The 17,362-nt window shown below is 71.9% G+C and carries 15 protein-coding genes; 5 read left to right on the top strand and 10 right to left on the bottom strand.

Annotation, left to right across the window (positions count from 1 at the left end):
• Nucleotides 1–131: 131 nt before the first annotated feature.
• The 5 genes from glgB to ABZX40_RS20745 form a co-directional block, all read right to left on the bottom strand.
• Nucleotides 132–2,429 carry a 1,4-alpha-glucan branching enzyme gene (glgB, locus tag ABZX40_RS20765; protein WP_355743006.1) on the bottom strand — a complete coding sequence of 766 codons (2,298 nt, stop codon included), beginning with the start codon at nt 2,427–2,429 and terminating at the stop codon, nt 132–134.
• Nucleotides 2,430–2,433: 4 nt separating this feature from the next.
• Complete coding sequence (locus tag ABZX40_RS20760; RefSeq protein WP_355743009.1) at nt 2,434–3,834, bottom strand: maltokinase; 1,401 nt, start codon at nt 3,832–3,834, stop codon at nt 2,434–2,436.
• A gap of 28 nt (nt 3,835–3,862) precedes the next feature.
• Nucleotides 3,863–5,581: a maltose alpha-D-glucosyltransferase gene (treS, locus tag ABZX40_RS20755; RefSeq protein WP_355743012.1), complete on the bottom strand. Its 1,719-nt coding sequence runs from the start codon at nt 5,579–5,581 to the stop codon at nt 3,863–3,865.
• 8 nt (nt 5,582–5,589) lie between these two features.
• On the bottom strand, nt 5,590–7,584 hold the full coding sequence (locus ABZX40_RS20750; protein ID WP_355743015.1) for an alpha-1,4-glucan--maltose-1-phosphate maltosyltransferase: 1,995 nt from the start codon (nt 7,582–7,584) through the stop codon (nt 5,590–5,592).
• Between the two features lie 75 nt (nt 7,585–7,659).
• Nucleotides 7,660–7,956 carry a DUF5133 domain-containing protein gene (locus ABZX40_RS20745; RefSeq protein ID WP_355743018.1) on the bottom strand — a complete coding sequence of 99 codons (297 nt, stop codon included), beginning with the start codon at nt 7,954–7,956 and terminating at the stop codon, nt 7,660–7,662.
• A 305-nt stretch (nt 7,957–8,261) separates the two neighbouring features.
• On the opposite strand from ABZX40_RS20745, the gene ABZX40_RS20740 reads away from it, so the two are divergent.
• A complete protein-coding gene (locus tag ABZX40_RS20740) occupies nt 8,262–8,840 on the top strand; it encodes a pep a2 (RefSeq protein ID WP_355743021.1) in 579 nt (192 codons plus the stop codon).
• Nucleotides 8,841–8,963: 123 nt separating this feature from the next.
• On the opposite strand, the gene ABZX40_RS20735 is transcribed toward ABZX40_RS20740, so the two are convergent.
• Nucleotides 8,964–9,767, bottom strand: a complete 804-nt coding sequence (locus ABZX40_RS20735) for a VOC family protein (protein ID WP_355743023.1) — start codon at nt 9,765–9,767, stop codon at nt 8,964–8,966.
• A 363-nt stretch (nt 9,768–10,130) separates the two neighbouring features.
• On the bottom strand, nt 10,131–10,919 hold the full coding sequence (locus tag ABZX40_RS20730) for a SigB/SigF/SigG family RNA polymerase sigma factor (RefSeq protein WP_355743026.1): 789 nt from the start codon (nt 10,917–10,919) through the stop codon (nt 10,131–10,133).
• A 219-nt stretch (nt 10,920–11,138) separates the two neighbouring features.
• Between ABZX40_RS20730 and ABZX40_RS20725 the strand changes: the two genes are divergently transcribed.
• The 4 genes from ABZX40_RS20725 (at nt 11,139) to ABZX40_RS20710 (ending at nt 14,065) form a co-directional block, all read left to right on the top strand.
• Nucleotides 11,139–11,690, top strand: coding sequence for a MarR family winged helix-turn-helix transcriptional regulator (locus ABZX40_RS20725; protein ID WP_355743028.1), 552 nt, complete (start codon nt 11,139–11,141; stop codon nt 11,688–11,690).
• The gene (locus tag ABZX40_RS20720; RefSeq protein WP_355743031.1) at nt 11,687–12,520 is read left to right on the top strand and encodes an ATP-binding cassette domain-containing protein; all 834 of its coding nucleotides are present in this window, start codon (nt 11,687–11,689) and stop codon (nt 12,518–12,520) included. The genes ABZX40_RS20725 and ABZX40_RS20720 overlap by 4 nt, the downstream gene beginning before the upstream one ends.
• Complete coding sequence (locus tag ABZX40_RS20715; protein ID WP_355743034.1) at nt 12,480–13,361, top strand: ABC transporter permease; 882 nt, start codon at nt 12,480–12,482, stop codon at nt 13,359–13,361. Before ABZX40_RS20720 ends, ABZX40_RS20715 begins: the two co-directional genes overlap by 41 nt.
• A 188-nt stretch (nt 13,362–13,549) precedes the next feature.
• Complete coding sequence (locus ABZX40_RS20710) at nt 13,550–14,065, top strand: hypothetical protein (protein WP_355743037.1); 516 nt, start codon at nt 13,550–13,552, stop codon at nt 14,063–14,065.
• A gap of 16 nt (nt 14,066–14,081) precedes the next feature.
• On the opposite strand, the gene hemC is transcribed toward ABZX40_RS20710, so the two are convergent.
• The 3 genes from hemC to ligD form a co-directional block, all read right to left on the bottom strand.
• Nucleotides 14,082–15,017 (bottom strand): hydroxymethylbilane synthase, encoded by a 936-nt coding sequence (gene hemC / locus ABZX40_RS20705; protein WP_355743040.1) that lies wholly within the window; start codon nt 15,015–15,017, stop codon nt 14,082–14,084.
• Between the two features lie 72 nt (nt 15,018–15,089).
• Nucleotides 15,090–15,866, bottom strand: coding sequence for an NPP1 family protein (locus ABZX40_RS20700; RefSeq protein ID WP_355743043.1), 777 nt, complete (start codon nt 15,864–15,866; stop codon nt 15,090–15,092).
• A gap of 488 nt (nt 15,867–16,354) precedes the next feature.
• Nucleotides 16,355–17,338 (bottom strand): non-homologous end-joining DNA ligase, encoded by a 984-nt coding sequence (gene ligD, locus ABZX40_RS20695; protein ID WP_355743046.1) that lies wholly within the window; start codon nt 17,336–17,338, stop codon nt 16,355–16,357.
• Between the last annotated feature and the right edge of the window lie 24 nt (nt 17,339–17,362).

Here is a 17,362-nt window from a genome sequence, read left to right as displayed (position 1 = left end):
GTGACGGCGCCGACGGGATCGGTGATCACCGGTGGTCGGAATCTAGCCGGTTCCCCGCCCGGAGCGTGCGCGGATGCCGCAACTGAGAGTCGGTTGTGATCTGCCCGTACCCGGGTGCCGTCGAGGACCCCTCAGACCGGCCGCAGCCACACCGTCGCCAGCGGCGGAAGGGTCAGGCTGAGGCCACCCCCTTCAGCGGTCAGCGGCCCCGCGTTGGCCACCGCGCCACCGCCGTAACCGGCCGCGTCGGTGTTGAGGACCTCCGTCCACGCGGGTACGCCGTCGCGCACCGGCAGCCGGTAGCCGTGCCGCACCACCGGGGAGAAGTTGCTGACCGAGATCAGCGGAGTGCCGTCGCCCGCCCGGCGGACGAACGCGAAGACATTGTCCTCGGCGGCGTCCCCGAGCAGCCACTCGAACCCGGCCGGATCGGTGTCCCGCTCCCACAGCGAGGGCGCCGCACGGTACACGGAGTTGAGATCGCGCACCAGCTCCCGCACCCCCCGGTGATCGGCCTCGGCCCCGTACCCCCGCTCCAGCAGCCACCAGTCCGGGCCGGTGGCCTCCGCCCACTCGGCGCCCTGCGCGAACTCCTGCCCCATGAAAAGGAGTTGCTTGCCGGGATGGGCCCACATAAAGGCCAGATAGGCCCGATGGTCGGCCCGCTGCTGCCACCAGTCGCCCGGCATCTTCGACACCAAAGACCGCTTGCCGTGCACCACCTCGTCATGGGAGATCGGCAGCACATAGTTCTCGCTGTACGCGTACACCATCGAGAACGTCATCTCATGGTGGTGGTACGTGCGGTGCACCGGATCGTGGGCCATGTACTGGAGCGAGTCGTGCATCCAGCCCATGTTCCACTTCAGCCCGAAGCCAAGCCCGCCGCCGTCTGTGGGCCGGGTCACCCCGTCCCAGGCCGTGGACTCCTCGGCGATGGTGACCACACCGGGCACCCGCCGGTACACCGTCGCGTTCATCTCCTGGAGGAACGCCACCGCGTCCAGATCCTCCCGGCCGCCGAACACATTCGGCGTCCACTGACCCGAGTCCCGCGAATAGTCCAGGTAGAGCATCGAGGCGACGGCGTCCACCCGCAGCCCGTCCAGATGGAACTCCTCGCACCAGTACACGGCGTTGGCCACCAGGAAGTTGCGCACCTCGACCCGGCTGTAGTCGAACTCCAGCGTCCCCCAGTCGGGATGCTCCGCCCGCCGGGCGTCCCCCGGCTCGTACAGCGGCTCCCCGTCGAAGCGGGCCAGCGCCCAGTCGTCCTTGGGGAAGTGCGCCGGAACCCAGTCCAGGATCACCCCGATCCCGGCCCGGTGCAGCGCGTCGACAAGGAACTTGAAGTCGTCCGGCGTGCCCAGCCGCGAGGTCGGCGCGTAGAAACCGGTGACCTGGTAGCCCCAGGAGCCTCCGAAGGGATGCTCGGCGATCGGCATCAGCTCCACATGGGTGAACCCCAAGTCCCGTACATAGGCGGGGAGTTGCTCGGCCAGCTTGCGGTAGGTCAGCCCCGGACGCCAGGACGGCAGATGCACCTCGTACACCGAGAACGGCGCCTCGTGCACCGGCAGATCGTCCCGGTGGGCGAGCCAGTGCTCGTCGCCCCACTCGTAGTGCGAGGTGTGCACGATCGACGCCGTGTCCGGCGGCACCTCGCAGCGGCGGGCCATCGGGTCGGCCTTGAGGAACCGGTCCCCGGACCGCGCGGTGATCTCGAACTTGTAGCGCGCGCCCTCCCCGATGCCGGGCAGGAACAGCTCCCACACCCCGGACGCGCCCAGCGAGCGCATCGGATGGGCCGTGCCGTCCCAGAAGCTGAAGTCCCCGGCCACCCGGACACCCTGGGCGTTGGGCGCCCAGACGGTGAAGCGGGTGCCGGTGACGCCCTGGTGGGTCATCGGTTCGGCGCCGAGCGCCTTCCACAGCTGCTCGTGCCGCCCCTCGCGGATCAGATGCAGATCCAGCTCCCCGAGCGCGGGCAGGAACCGGTACGGGTCCTGGATCTCCCGCTCCTCCCCGTCGTACGCCACCACCAGCGAGTACGCCGGGGTCTCCGGCAGCGGCACCACCCCCGAGAACAGCCCCCCGCCCTCGGACGCCAGCGCGTACCGCCGCTCACCGATCCGCACACCCACCGCACGGGCGAACGGGCGCAGCGCCCGGAACATCACCCCGCCCGGCACCGGATGCGCGCCCAGCAGCGCATGCGGATCGTGATGGGCGCCGGACAGCAGCCGCTCCCGGTCCCCGGGGGAGAGGACGGGGGCGGCAGGGGCCGGGACGGGGGCGGCTTCGGTCTCTCCGGAGGCCCTCAGGGTCATCGCCCCCTTGGCTGCCTGGCCCGCCTTGGTCGCCTTAGGCGTCCCGGTCCCGTCGGCCGGTCCGGACGGCTCCGGCAGGGACGTGTCACGCAATGCCACGCTCTCAGTCTCCTCTCACGGCGAGCCGCTCGATGGCCGCCATCGGTACGGCCAGCCAGTCCGGGCGGTGCCGGGCCTCGTACAGCACTTCGTACACGGCACGGTCGGTCTCATAGGCACGCAGCAGCGCGTGCTGATGACGAGGGTCCCAGCCGGACCCGTCGGCGTACCCCGCGCAGAACGCCTCCCGGCAGCGGCGGGCCCACTCCGGCCGCCAGGGACGGCGCTGACGGGCCGCGTAGTCGAACGAACGCAGCATGCCCGCGATGTCCCGGACGGGGGAGTGCGGGCTGCGCCGCTCGGCCAGCGGACGGGACGGCTCGCCCTCGAAGTCGATGACGAACCACTCCCGGCCCGCCCGCAGCACCTGCCCCAGATGCAGATCACCGTGGATCCGCTGCGCGGGCGGCCCGGCCGCACAGCCCGCGAGGGCCCCGAACGCGGACCGCAGTCCCGGCACATGGGGCCGCAGCGCGGGCACACTGCGCGCGGCGGCGTCCAGCCGCTCGGCCATCGCCGCCGCCGTACGGCCGCTGTCACCCACCGTCGCGTCGGCCTCGCCCACCGGGAAGGCCGCCGCCAGCGCCAGATGCACCTCCGCCATCGCCCGACCCAGCTCCCCGGCCCGGTCGGCGAAGTCCTGCCCGGTGGCGAGCGCGTCCAGGGCGAGCGTCCAGCCGTCGGAGGCGTCCCGCAGATATGGCTGCACCACCCCGAGGGTGGCACCGAACGGCTGGACGGTACGGAACCACGCCGCCGGGGCCGGTACCCGGCGACAGCCCTGCCGGGCCAGCGCCCCGGACACCTCCAGATCGGGGTTGACCCCCGGCTGGATCCGCCGGAAGACCTTGAGGATGAACGCGTCCCCGTACACCAGCGAGGTGTTGGACTGCTCGGCGTCCAGCAGCCGGGGCGGCAGCGCGGGCGGGATCCGCACCGCCGGGTCCGCCTCGAACCGCAGCGGTCCGGCGGTGCCCGGCTGCCGCAGCCGCTCCAGCAGCAACTGCGCCGAACGCGGGTCCTGGAGGGCGTCGTACACCACCAGTCCGGCCAGCGGGCCGGTCCGGGCCCTGCCGATCAGGGCCCGGACCAACCGGGGTGACAGCTGCTCCTGGACGCCCAGCAGCAGCTGATAGCAGTCGCCGGGCGGCGGGGTGCCGCAGGGCGAGGGCACCCCGGCGTGCCCGGTGCCGTGGCCGCCGCCCGCGTGACCGGCGTGCACCAGCAGATGCAGACAGCCCGGGAACAGCTCGGTCATCGACAGCAGGCGCAGCTCGGTGACGGGCCGGTCCTTGCCCGCGAACCAGCGCTGGCGCGGCAGCCAGTCGCGCAGCAGCCCGTCGAGCGAGGCCATGGGCCCGGCGAGCCCGCTCGTCGTGGTGTGCGGAAAAGCGGTCTTCGCCATGGTGACGCGTCCTTTCGCCGGCGCACGCTCACACTCGACGGCCGATGCTCGGTGCCACCCGGGTGAGCCGGAACCAGTAGAAGCCGTGACCCCCCAGGGTGAGCAGATACGGCAGCTCACCGATGGCCGGGAAGCGCACCCCGCCGAAGAGTTCCACCGGATGGCGCCCCTCGAACGCCCGCAGATCCAGCTCGGTCGGCTGGGCGAACCGGGAGAAGTTGCCGACACACAGCACCAGATCGTCCTCGTACTCCCGCAGAAAGGCGAGCACGGCGGGGTTCGACGACGGGAGTTCGGTGTAGGTGCCGAGTCCGAAGGCGGGGTTCTGTTTGCGGATCTCGATCATCCGGCGGGTCCAGTGCAGCAGCGAGGAGGGCGACGACATGGACGCCTCGACATTGGTGACCTGGTAGCCGTAGACCGGGTCCATGATGGCCGGCAGGAACAGCCGCCCCGGGTCGGAGGGCGAGAATCCGGCGTTGCGGTCGGGGGTCCACTGCATGGGGGTGCGGACGGCGTCGCGGTCGCCGAGCCAGATGTTGTCACCCATGCCGATCTCGTCGCCGTAGTAGAGGATCGGGGAGCCGGGGAGGGAGAGGAGGAGGGCGGTGAAGAGTTCGATCTGATTGCGGTCGTTGTCGAGGAGGGGGGCGAGTCGGCGGCGGATGCCGATGTTCGCGCGCATACGCGGGTCCTTCGCGTATTCGGCGTACATGTAGTCGCGTTCCTCGTCGGTGACCATTTCGAGGGTCAGCTCGTCGTGGTTGCGCAGGAAGATGCCCCACTGGCAGTTCGAGGGGATCGCGGGGGTCTTGGCGAGGACTTCCGACACCGGGTAGCGGGATTCACGGCGGACGGCCATGAAGATGCGGGGCATGACGGGGAAGTGGAACGCCATATGGCATTCGTCGCCGCCCGCGCTGTAGTCGCCGAAGTAGTCGACCACGTCCTCCGGCCACTGATTGGCCTCGGCCAGCAGCACCGTGTCCGGGTACATCGCGTCGATCTCCCGGCGGACCCGCTTGAGGAAGGCGTGCGAGGCGGGGAGGTTCTCGCAGTTGGTGCCCTCCTCGGCGTAGAGATAGGGCACGGCGTCCAGCCGGAACCCGTCGATCCCGAGGTCGAGCCAGAACTTGAGGGCGGCGAGGATCTCCTTCTGCACGGCCGGGTTCTCGTAGTTGAGGTCGGGCTGGTGGGAGAAGAAGCGGTGGAAGAAGTACTGCTTGCGGACCGGGTCATAGGTCCAGTTCGAGGTCTCGGTGTCGACGAAGATGATCCGGGCGTCGGCGTACTGCTTGTCGTCGTCGGCCCACATGTAGTAATCGCCGTAGGGACCACTGGGGTCCTTGCGGGATTCCTGGAACCACGGGTGCTGGTCGCTGGTGTGGTTCATGACGAAGTCGATGATGACGCGCATCCCGCGCTGATGGGCGGCGTCGACGAATTCCACGAAGTCGGCGAGGTCACCGAATTCCGGGAGGACGGCGGTGTAGTCCGAGACGTCGTAGCCGCCGTCGCGGAGGGGGGATGTGAAGAAGGGGGGCAGCCAGAGGCAGTCGACGCCGAGCCATTGCAGATAGTCGAGTTTGGCGGTGAGGCCCTTGAGGTCGCCGATGCCGTCGCCGTTGCTGTCCTGGAAGGAGCGGACGAGAACCTCGTAGAAGACCGCGCGTTTGAACCACTCCGGGTCCCGGTCTTTCGCGGGGGTGTCCTCGAAGGTGTCCGGGACGGGCTCATTGACAGTCATGGAGCTGCTCAGCCTCCGTTTCGCGCTGCTGCGGACACTGCGTCGGCCGGGTGCACGCGCAGTACATGGGCCGGGGTCCGGCCGGGCTCCAGGCGCACATAGTTGGCGGTGCCCCACACATAGGTCTCGCCCGACAGTTCGTCGTGCACGGTCAGCGCCGTGGCGGCGGGCAGACCCAGGTGCTCCGGGTCCAGGAGGACGGTGGCCTCCTGGGTGTGGTGCGGGTCGAGATTGACCACGACGAGGATCCGGTCGTCGCCCGCGTGCTTGCTGTAGGCGAGGACGGACTCGTTGTCGGTCGGGTGGAAGCGCAGATCGCGCAGTTGCCTGAGGGCCGGGTGGTCGCGCCGGATCTGGTTGAGCCGGCTGATGAGGGGGGCGATGGTGCGGCCCTCGCGTTCGGCGGCGGCCCAGTCGCGGGGGCGGAGCTGGTATTTCTCCGAGTCGAGGTATTCCTCGCTGCCGTCGCGTACGGGGGTGTTCTCGCAGAGTTCGTAGCCGGAGTAGATGCCCCAGGTGGGGGAGAGGGTGGCGGCGAGGACGGCGCGGGTCTCGAAGGCGGGGCGGTGGCCGTGCTGGAGGTAGGCGTGGAGGATGTCGGGGGTGTTGGCGAAGAAGTTGGGCCGCATGTAGGCGGCGGCGTCCCCGGACAGTTCGGTCAGGTACTCGGTGAGTTCCTGTTTGCCGGTGCGCCAGGTGAAGTAGGTGTAGGACTGCTGGAAGCCGATCTGGCCGAGGGTGTGCATCATCGCGGGGCGGGTGAACGCCTCGGCGAGGAAGAGGACGTCGGGGTCGGTGGCGTTGATCTCCCCGATGACCCGTTCCCAGAACACCACGGGTTTGGTGTGGGGGTTGTCGACGCGGAAGATCCGGACGCCGGTGTTCATCCAGTGGCGCAGGACGCGGACGGTCTCGGTGACGAGTCCGTCGAGGTCGGTGTCGAAGGCGACGGGGTAGATGTCCTGGTACTTCTTGGGCGGGTTCTCGGCGTACGCGATGGTGCCGTCGGGCCGGTGGTGGAACCACTCGGGGTGCTTCTCCACCCAGGGATGGTCGGGCGAGCACTGCAACGCGAAGTCCAGCGCCACCTCCATGCCCAGCTCACGGGCGGTGTCCACGAACCGGGTGAAGTCCTCCAGGGTGCCGAGCTTGGGGTGGACGGCGTCGTGGCCGCCCTCGGGTGAGCCGATCGCCCAGGGCACCCCGACGTCCTCGGGTCCGGCGGAGAGGGTGTTGTTGGGGCCCTTGCGGTGGGTGGTGCCGATGGGGTGGATCGGCGGGAGGTAGACGACGTCGAAGCCCATCGCGGCGATGGCGGGGAGCCTGCGGGCGGCGGTCTCGAAGGTCCCGTGCGGCTCGTCCGCCGTCCCCTCCGAGCGGGGGAAGAACTCGTACCAGGACCCGAACAGCGCCCGCTCGCGCTCCACCAGCAGCGGCAGGGGAGCGGAGGCCGTCACCAGGTCCCGCAGCGGATACCGGGCGAGCACCGCCTCCACCTCCGGGGTCAACGCCCCGGCCAGCCGCTCCGATACGGGCCGGTCGTCGTCGCGCAGGGAGTGGGCGGCGCGCAGGACCGTCGCCCGGCGGGCCCGGCCGGGGATGCCGGCCGCCGCGCGCTCATGGAGTTCGGCGCCCTCCTCCAGGACGAGTCCGGCGTCGATACCGGCCGGCACCTTGATCCGCGCGGTCCTGCGCCAGGTCGAGATCGGGTCGCGCCATGCCTCGACGGCGTAGGTCCAGCGGCCCTCGGTGTCCGGGGTGATGTCGGCGCCCCAGCGGTCGGTGCCGGGGGCGAGTTCGCGCATCGGCGTCCAGGGACCGGGGCGGCCCTCGGGATCGACCAGGACGACATTCGCGGCGACCGCGTCATGGCCCTCGCCGAATACGGTGGCGGTGACCTGGAACGTCTCGTTCACCACTGCCTTCGCCGGGCGGCTGCCGCCCGCGACCGCCGGTCGGACGTCCCGAACCGGGATGCGCCCGATGGTCGGACTCACGCTCATGGTCCTCACCTCCGTCGTGCTCGAAGCCGGGCCATGGACGGCCCGGCTGCGGGGGGAACTGCGCTGCGGGAGGTGTCACCTGCCCGCGCTGGTGGGCAGGGCCGTGGGTGGGCCCCGCCGGGCGGCCCGGCCGATGTGCCGCCGCCCGTTCTGCTCCAGCAGATACGCGGTCAGGGTGGTGCGCAGATAGCGCTCGGCGGCGTCCGCGGCCTCGCGCGCGCACCGCTTGCCCATGAGCACGCACAACGTGTAGCCCGAGTCCTCGAAAACGGCCCGTACCGCGCGGTCGGCGGGTGCGGCCAGCATCATCCGTTCCCAGGCCCGGTACCGCCGCAACTGCCGGGTGACCTCGGCCTTGGCGGGTAGCAGCATGGCGCGGTTCACCTTCCGGGCGACGAAGGCACGCTCCCGACCCTCGGGCGCCGCTCGAAGCCTTCACTCATGGTGCACGCACGGCGACGCAGCGTCTTGTTGGAGCTTCAACAATCTCAGATGTGTAGCTATTTGTCTCAAATGTGCGCTCAGATGCGCGGGAGGCGCGCTCGTGTTGCACGAATGGCCTAGTGGCTCCACTGTGGGAGATGACTCAGGAGCGAACGGTGCTCACGCTTCGTGTTCGGGGCCGGGTCCGCGGGACCCGGAGACGCGCGGCCACCGCCGGTGAGGAGCCGACAACGATGAAGACCGCAGTTCCCTGCTACTACCACCTCGACGTGGAGGTCACCCCGGAGCGCGTCCGGCAGGTCCAGCGCATCCTGGCGGCCCATCTGCGCCACTGGGACCTCGACCCGCTCGTCGCCCCCGTGTGCGCCAACACCGGACTGCTGCTGGAGGCCATCGACGCCCACGCCACCGACAAGAACACCACCGTCGAACTGTGGTGGAACGGCCAGCATCTGATCACCGCCGTCGGTGAGCACGACGACGAGCTGCGCCCGGACCGGGAGTTGCGCGGCTGTCTGGAGCGGATCGCCGCGATGAGCGACGGCTGGGGCTGCTGCACCACCGGCACCGGCAGCAGGGTCATCTGGTTCTCCCAGCGCGCCCGCGACGGAGAGCGCCTGCCCCTGGTACCGACCGCCCCCGGCCCCCGGCTCAGCGCGGGCTGCCGGGTGCCCCGCGCCCTCCCCCTCACCGCGGTCGCCGCGTCCCGGGCGGGGGGCGTGCTGGCGAGCGTTCCGACGGGCGCCGCGACGGGCGTGCCGACGGGCGTCGCGATGGGCGTGCCGACGGGCGTCGCGACGGGCGCGCGGTGACCTGCCACCGAGGATCTGAGCCGGAGACCTGTGACCCCGAGAATCTGGGCCGGAGACCTGACCCCGAGGATTTGCCTCGAACACCCGCCCTGAACACCCGCCCCGAAGACCTGACCCCCCCGCTCAGGGACGCCGCTCGGACGTCACCGTGAACTGGGCCCCGTCGGGATCGCGCAGCACCGCGTCCTGGGGGCCCTCGGTGAGCACACTGCCGCCGTTCAGTCCGGCCGCGCGGACACAGGCCGCCACATCGGTGACGGCGAAGTGCACCTGCCAGTGCGGGCGGATGGTGGGATCGGGGGCGGCGCCCAGCGCGCCCGACCGGATCCGGGCCACCACCTCGCCGCCCCGCCGCAGCACCACCTCGTCGCCCTCGTAGTGCACCTCGCAGGAACCGGGCCGGTCCGAGGCCCACTCCAGGACCTCGCCGTAGAAGATCGCCGCGTCGAAGGCGTCCCGGGTGTGCAGCCGGATGAACGCCGGTGCCGAGCGGTGCCACACCTCCCAGTGCCCCACGAGTTCGCCCTCCCACACCCCGAAGGTCGCCCCGTCCCGGTCGGCGAGCAGCGCCGCGCGCCCCGGCGGCAGCGAGATCGGCCCCACGGCCGTCGTCCCGCCCCGCTCCTTGGCCCGCGCCACCGCCTGGTCCGCGCTGATCACCGCGAAGTACGGGGTCCACGCCACCGCCATCTGCCACATCGAGGCCACCGCCGCGACCCCCGCCACCGGCACCCCTTCCACCAGGGCGATCCGGAAGTGATCGCCGAGGGTGGCCGGCCGCCACCGCCAGCCCAGGACCGCGCTGTAGAACGCGGCCGTGGCGTCCAGGTCCCGGCTGGTCAGGCTCACCCAGCAGGGGGTGCCGAACACGGCCCGCGTCGTGACGACGTCCGGTGCGGGCCGGGCGGGTGTCGTGTGCTGGTTCATGGGCACGTCCGTCTCCTCGTGGCCGCCGGCCCTCGGCCGTCCGGTCCCCACCAGTCTCCAGCCGGAACGCCCCCGGGGCCTGCCGAGCGCCTCCGGCAACCCGCACCCACCCCTCTCATCGGCCCCGCCCTCTCACCCCCCGCCGTGTCGTCCGCCTGCCTCCCCGAATCGACTCCGGCCCGCCCGCACCCAGCCGCCCCGGCACTCCGCCCTCAATCCGGCTGCCGGGCACCTTGCCCCGGACCACCCTGCCCCGCGCTGTCCTCGGACCCAGCCGCGAGGCACCCCGCCCCCGAATCCCGTCGCCCGCACCCCGCCCCCGAATCCGCCGCCCTCACCCCCCACCCCTCACCCCCCACCCCCTCACCCCGTCTCCGCCAGCACCTCCGCCCGCAGGCGTGCGCAGCACCCGTTCAGCAGCCGGGACACATGCATCTGCGAGATGCCCAGTTGCTGGGCGATCCGCCGCTGGGTCATGCCCCGGTAGAACCGCAGATAGAGGATGGTCCGCTCCCGCTCGGGCAGCGCCCGCAGGCACGGGCGTACGGCGGCCAGGTCCACCACCGTGTCGTAGCGGGGGTCGGTCCCGCCCAGGGTGTCGGCGAGGCTGTGCCCGTCGCCGCCGGGCGGCTCGGCGTCCAGGGACAGCGCGGTGAAGCAGTCCAGCGCCTCCAGACCGGCGCGCACCTCGCCCTCGCCCAGCCCGGTGTGCGCGGCGATCTCGGCGACGGTGGGGAAGCGGCCCGGCGTGGACTGCGCCAGCTCGGCCGCCGCCCGCCGCACCCGGTTGCGCAGCTCCTGCACCCGGCGCGGTACGTGCAGGGTCCAAAGATGGTCCCGGAAGTGCCGCTTCACCTCGCCGGTGACCGTCGGCACCGCATACGCCTCGAAGGCGTGGCCGCGCCCCGGGTCGTAGTGGTCGACGGCCTTGACCAGGCCCAGCGCGGCGACCTGGCAGAGATCCTCCAGGGTCTCGCCGCGGCCCCGGAACCGGACGGCGATCCGCTCGGCCATCGGCAGCCACGCCCGGACCAGTTCGTCCCGCAGCTCCCGGCGCTCGGGCCCGTCCGGCATCCGGGTGAGCCGCTCGAACGCGTCGGCGGTGTCGGGGGCGTCATGGTGGGGGTGCTGGTTCCTGCCGGTGTCGCGCATGCGGCGCACCTCTCTTCGCCGGAGTCCCGGGCAGGCGTGGGACGGGCCCGGAGCCAGGGCGGCACTGAGAAGCCGATGCCCCGGCAAAATGCCACCGAAACGGGCAAAGCGCCCTTCATCTCCCTCGGGGGGCGACCGGAACTCTCCCAGGGGGAAACCGGAACCCCTCTTGACCTCCTCTTGAGGCACTATCTCCTTAGCAGAGCTAACGTTGAATCCATGGCAGACACCGTGGCAGACCCCGTAGCAGACCCCTTGGCCGAAAGCGTGGCTGAAAGCGCGGCAGACCCCGTGGCCGAGAGCGTGGCCGCCCCCGTGGCCGCCGACCCCGACACCTTCCCCGAGGAACTCGCTGACGCCCTGGTCGGCGTCCAGCGCCTGATCCGGCGCCGGGTCCGCGCCGAGCTGCCGGACGCCCGGCTGCGCGGCGCCGAGGTGGAACTGCTCCGCCTGGCGACCTCCCACCCCGGCGTCGGCATCTCGGAGGCCGCCAGAAAGCTGGGCCTCGCCGGGAACTCGGTGTCGACGCTGGTCAACCGGCTCGTACGGGACGGCTGGCTGGTCCGTGAGACCGATCCGGCCGATCGCCGCGCGGCCCGGCTGCTGCCGACCCCGGCCGCCGAGACCCGGCTCGCGGACTGGCGCCGACGCCGCGCCGATGTCGTACGCCGTCAGGTCGCCCGGCTGGAGGAACCCGACCGGGAAGCCCTGCGCGCCGCCCTTCCGGCGATGCGCCGGCTGACCGACACCCTGCGCGAGGAGGACGCGTGACCACCGACAGCGCTGTTTCCTGCACCGGTCTGACCTACGCCTTCGGTCACACCAAGGCCGTCGACGGGCTGGACCTGACCGTGCGCGAGGGCGAGGTCTTCGGTCTGCTCGGCCCCAACGGCGCCGGGAAGACCACGGCGATCCGCTGCATCACCACCCTGCTGCCGGTCCCGGCCGGGATGGTGCATGTCTTCGGCCGGGACGCCGCTCACGACAAGATGGGCGTCCGCCGACTGCTCGGCTATGTCCCGCAGCAGCTCTCCGCCGACGCCGGACTCACCGGTCGGGAGAACGTCACCCTGTTCGCCCGGGTCTACGACGTCCCCCGCCGCGAACGCGCCGAGCGGGTCCGTCAGGCCCTCACCGCCGTCGGCCTCGCCGATGCCGCCGACCGTCTCGCGAGCACCTACTCCGGCGGTATGGTCCGCCGGCTCGAACTCGCCCAGGCCCTGGTCAGCGCCCCCCGGCTGCTGATCCTGGACGAGCCCACCATCGGCCTCGACCCGATCGCCCGCACCGGCGTCTGGGAGCACATCGACGCCGTCCGCCGGGCCACCGGGATGACGGTCCTGGTCACCACCCACTACATGGACGAGGCCGACCAGTACTGCGACCGCGTCGGCCTGATGCACCACGGCAAGGTCCGCGCCCTCGGCACCCCCACCGAACTCCGCCGGGGCCTCGCCGAACGCCGGTCCACCACCGCCACCGGTCCGCTGCCGACGCTGGAGGATGTCTTCCGGGACGTCGCCGGCGGCGGGCTGGACGACGAGCCAGGAGGTTTCCGCGATGTCCGAAGCACCCGCCGCACCGCCGGCCGTGTCGGCTGACGCCCAGCAGACCACCGGTGGCACCGCAGACACCGGAGACATCGGTCTGCTCCTGAAGCCGCCCTCGCCGCGCGCGGGCTGGCGGCTGCTGCCCGCCCGGGTCGTCGCGATGTGCGCGGTCGAGCTGCAAAAACTCAGCCACGACCGTACCGAGCTGTACACCCGGGCCGTCCAGCCCGCCCTCTGGCTGCTGATCTTCGGCCAGACCTTCACCCGGATCCACGCCATCCCGACCGGCGGCGTCCCCTACACGGACTTCCTGGCCCCGGGGATCATCGCCCAGTCCGCGATGTTCATCGCCATCTTCTACGGCATCCAGATCATCTGGGAGCGCGACGCCGGGATCCTCAACAAGCTGCTGGTCACGCCGACCCCCCGGGCGGCGCTGATCACCGGCAAGGCGTTCGCCTCCGGCGTCAAGGCGCTGATCCAGGCCGTGGTCGTCATCATCATCGCCGCGCTGCTGGGTGTCGCCCTGACCTGGAACCCGCTCAAGCTCCTCGGGGTCGCCCTGATCGTCATCCTCGGCTCGGCGTTCTTCGCCTGTCTGTCGATGACCATCGCCGGGATCGTCCTCAACCGCGACCGGCTGATGGGCTTCGGGCAGGCGATCACCATGCCCCTGTTCTTCGCCTCCAACGCCCTCTACCCGGTCGACATCATGCCGGGCTGGCTCCAGGCCATCAGCAAGGTCAACCCGCTGAGCTACGAGGTCGACGCCCTGCGCGGGCTGCTGATCGGCACCCCCTCGCATCTCGCGCTCGACTTCGGAGTGCTGGCCGTGGCCGCCGCCGTGGGCATCGCCGCCGCCTCCTCGCTGCTCGGCCGGCTCGCCCGCTGAGCGGACCGCCGACGTGATGTGCAGCACGCGCGGACCGGAGCCGCCCCGGCCCGCGCGGAAGTTCTCCCTGGGCACGGCTTGATCACCGAACGCCCCGGAATTTTCCCTGATCACAGCGCATTCCACCCATTTGACAGCCCACCGGACCCACGGATAGGAAGCAGCTCTCGGAGCGAGGGGGGCAGAAGGTGTACGAGCCGAACGTGGTCGGGGACTGGCAGGAGTACGACGGGCATGCCGGCCTGCGTGTCCGCGTCCACCGGCTGCGCGCCCAGGAACCCCCGCGCGGACGCGACGACGCCGCCGAGGGACTCATCTACTTCAGTCTCCGGGTGACCGTCGAGAACCGTGGCCCCGGGCGCCTCGGCGTCCATCTGGAGGACGGCCAGCTCGACATCCGGATCGGCCCCGACGGCGAGAGCGCCTTCGTCGACTGGCGCAACTCCCAGTTCATCGAGGGCTACGACGTCTACCCGCTGCGCCGCGCCACCGCCGTGCTGTTCGCCGCCGGACCCGAGGCGGCGCTCGCCCATGTGGACGTCCAGGTGCAGCTGCGGATCGACGAGGAGTGGACCGACCGCCGGATGTGGTCCGGCGGCCTCGGTCTCCAGGAGGACGCCCCCAGCGCGCACCCCGCCCGCGAGGGCCTTGCCTGCCAGGTGAGCAACTTCCTGCGCGGCCAGGCCGAGGAGGGCACCGCCTGAGCGGGACGCCCCCGGGTCAGTGCGGGATCGCGTCGATGATCTCGCGGGCGCCCTGCCGCAGCAGCGCCACCGCCACCGACGTACCGAGCGTCGCCGGGTCCAGCCGCCCCGCCCATTCATGGGCGTTCAGCCGGGTCTTGCCGTCCGGGGTGAAGACACAGGCGCGCAGGGAGAGTTCCCCGCCGCGGTCGACCCGGGCGTAGCCGGCGATCGGGCTGTTGCAGTGCCCCTGGAGCACATGCAGGAACATCCGCTCCGCCGTGGCCTCCCGGTGGGTGTCCGGATCGCCGAGCGCGCTCACCGCGTCTATCACCTCGGTGTCGCCCTCACGGCACTGGAGCGCCAGCACCCCCGCGCCGATCGGCGGCATCATCGTCTCCGCCGAGAGCACCTCGCTGATCACCTCCGTCCGCCCGATCCGCTCCAGCCCGGCCACCGCGAGCAGCAGCGCGTCCGCCTCCCCGGCGGCGAGCTTCTCCAGCCGGCGGTTGGCGTTGCCGCGGAACGGCACGCAGTCCAGCCGCGGATGGGTGGCGGCGAGCTGGGCGACCCGGCGCACCGACGAGGTGCCGATCCGGGTCCCGGCGGGCAACTCGTCCAGCGTCAGCCCGCCCGGGTGGACCAGGGCGTCGCGGATGTCGTCGCGCTTGAGGAACGCGGCGAACACCGTGCCCGCGGGCAGCGGCCGGTCGGCGGGGACGTCCTTGACGCAGTGCACGGCGAGATCGGCCTGCCCGGCCACCAGCGCCGCGTCGACCTCCTTGGTGAAGGCGCCCTTGCCCTCCACCTTGGACAGCTCGCCCAGCCACTTGTCACCGGTGGTCTTCACCGGCACGACCTCGGTACGGATACCGGGATGGAGGGCGCGCAGTTCGGCGCGGACCCGTTCCACCTGGGCGAGTGCCATGGGCGAGTCGCGGGAGACGATGCGGATCAGTTCGGGGACCGGCATGGGGCCACGATAGTGCGTCGAGGGGCCGCACACGGCCAGGCGGCGGCGCGCGGCCCCCGGCCGCGGAGGGGGTCAGGCGTTCGGGTCGAACGCGATGCCCGCCGGTTTCGCCGAGGACAGATGCGAGGCGAAGCTGCTGTCCTTCAGCCCGAAGTTGGCGCTGCCGAAGGTGTACGAGGCGAGCGTGTCGCGGATGCCGGAGGGGTACCCGTTCCAGCCGACCAGCGCCGGGTACTGCCAGGCGCCCTTGTGGTTCTCCGGCGGCTCGTCGTTGGCGGTGGCGGCGCGGAAGCAGTGGGTGCTGATGCCGTCCTTGTGGTAGACGATCTTGGGGTGGGTGGCGTCGAAGCGGATCGCCGACGCGTTGTGCACGGTGAACGTGCCGTGGTTGGACGTCGAGACGTACTTCACCTGGTCGTCCTGCACCCACACCACGACATGCTCCCAGTCGTGGCGGTGACCGCCCAGGCTGACGCCGGGCAGGGCCTGGTCCTTCTCGAAGTACAGCGCGTAGACGATGCCGCACCAGCCGTTGTTGCACTTGTAGCGGGAGTAGCCGTTGGTGTTGTCCAGGTCCCAGGAGTCCCGGCACTGGCCGCCCAGCGCACCGGTCGGGTTGAGGCCCGGGTTGACCGTGCCGTCGGCGCCGATGGCGGGCGTGGGGTAGCAGCCGTCGGTGTCGTAGTCGTAGGCGGGCTGGAACGTCTGCTCGAACCCGTCGGCGCTGCCCGGCAGTCCGGCCGGGGGAGCGGCCTGCGCGGTGGCGGGATGGAGGAGGACCAGCGCGAAGGCACCGGCGAGAACGGCGGACCAGCGTCCGGCGCGCGGGGCGGACTTCTGCGTGGGCACGGCGGCTCCTTGGGGGATGCAGCCCAACGGCTGTGGGGGGAAGGGGGGTTCGCAGAGCGGTCTCAGAGTGCCGTTCACGCACCCTCCGCGCCAAGAGGCCACGGGCGTCCCACCGGTGAAACGCAGACCAACACTCACCCCGGACCGGTCCGGGAGTAGGGCTGGGCCGCGGGGGATCAGCCTGCCGGTCCGTCCCTGTCAGCCGGATTCGTCGGGGAGCGGCGCGCCGTCGCGTCGCGGTCGGCCGGGGTCTCCGGGGAAGCGGCGCGGTCTCGTCCCGGTCGGCCGGAGTCTCCGGGGAAGCGGCGCGGTCTCGTCCCGGTCGGCCGGAGTCTCCGGGGAGCAGCGCGGTCTCGCCCCGGTCGGCCGGAGCCCCGGGGAAGCGGCGCAGTCTCGCCCCGGTCGGCCGGAGTCCCCGGCGAACAGCGCAGCCCCGTCCCGGTCAGCCGGAGCCCTCAGCGAGCAGCGGCCGTCCCGTCCCGCCCCGCTCAGTCCGAACCCTCGGGGAGCAGCGCCGCCGAGTCCCCCGGTGCGATGTCCTGCCGCAGCCGCAGCCAGGACGGCTGGCGCAGCAGGCCGGACCGGGTGCGGGTGCTGTACCGGACCTCGCCGACCAGCCGGGGCAGCACCCAGTGGACCCCCGTGACCGGCGGCACCGGGTCGAAGGGCGCGGCCGGGGCGGCGTACTGCGCCAGCAGCGCGGCCAGTTCGGCGCGCTCGGCCTCGCTCCAGCCGGTGCCCACATTGCCGACGTACCGCAGCCGCCCGGCGCCGTCGAACTGGCCGGCCAGCAGGGAGCCCGGCAGGCCGGTGAGCCGTCCCTTGCCGGGCTGCCAGCCGCCGACCACCACATCGACGCCCCGTATGTTGCGGATCTTGATCCAGGCGCGGGAACGGACCCCGGGCTCGTACACCGAGTCCAGCCGTTTGCAGACCAGCCCTTCGAGCCCGTGCTCCCTGGTGGCTCGCAGCGCCTGTGCGCCGTGCCCGACCAGCGCGCCCGGCGTCGACCAGTAGGGCCCGGCCAGCTCCAGCGACTCCAGCAGCGCCCGCCGGGCCCGGTACGGCTCCCGGAGCAGCGGGTGCCCGGCCAGGTGCAGGACGTCGAACAGCGCCAGATGGACCGGCGTCGTCGCGGCCCGCCGTGCCGCCCGTCCCGGTGATCGAGCGAGCCCCATCCGTGACTGGAGGAGCTGGAAGTCGGCCCGCCCGTCCGCGTCCAGCGCGAGCACCTCGCCGTCCAGGACGGCCGGGGTGGTGCCCAGGGCCGTGCCGAGCCCGGCCAGTTCGGGATAGGCGGCGGTGATGTCCTCCCCGGAGCGGGCCCGCAGGACGGCGCTCCCGTCACCCGCGAGATACACCACCGCACGCTGCCCGTCCTGCTTGGTCTCGTACGCCCAGCGCGTGTCCTGGGCCACGGGCGGCAGCGCACCGGGCGTGGCGAGCATGGGCGCGATCAAGGGGAGGGCCACGCCCTCAGATGTGGACGGCCCACG

Origin of the sequence: Streptomyces sp. NPDC004610 (assembly GCF_040609715.1) — a bacterium.
Classification (GTDB): domain Bacteria; phylum Actinomycetota; class Actinomycetes; order Streptomycetales; family Streptomycetaceae; genus Streptomyces.
The sequence above is the reverse complement of the archived record's forward strand: the minus strand, read 5'-3'. Positions and strand labels throughout refer to the sequence as shown.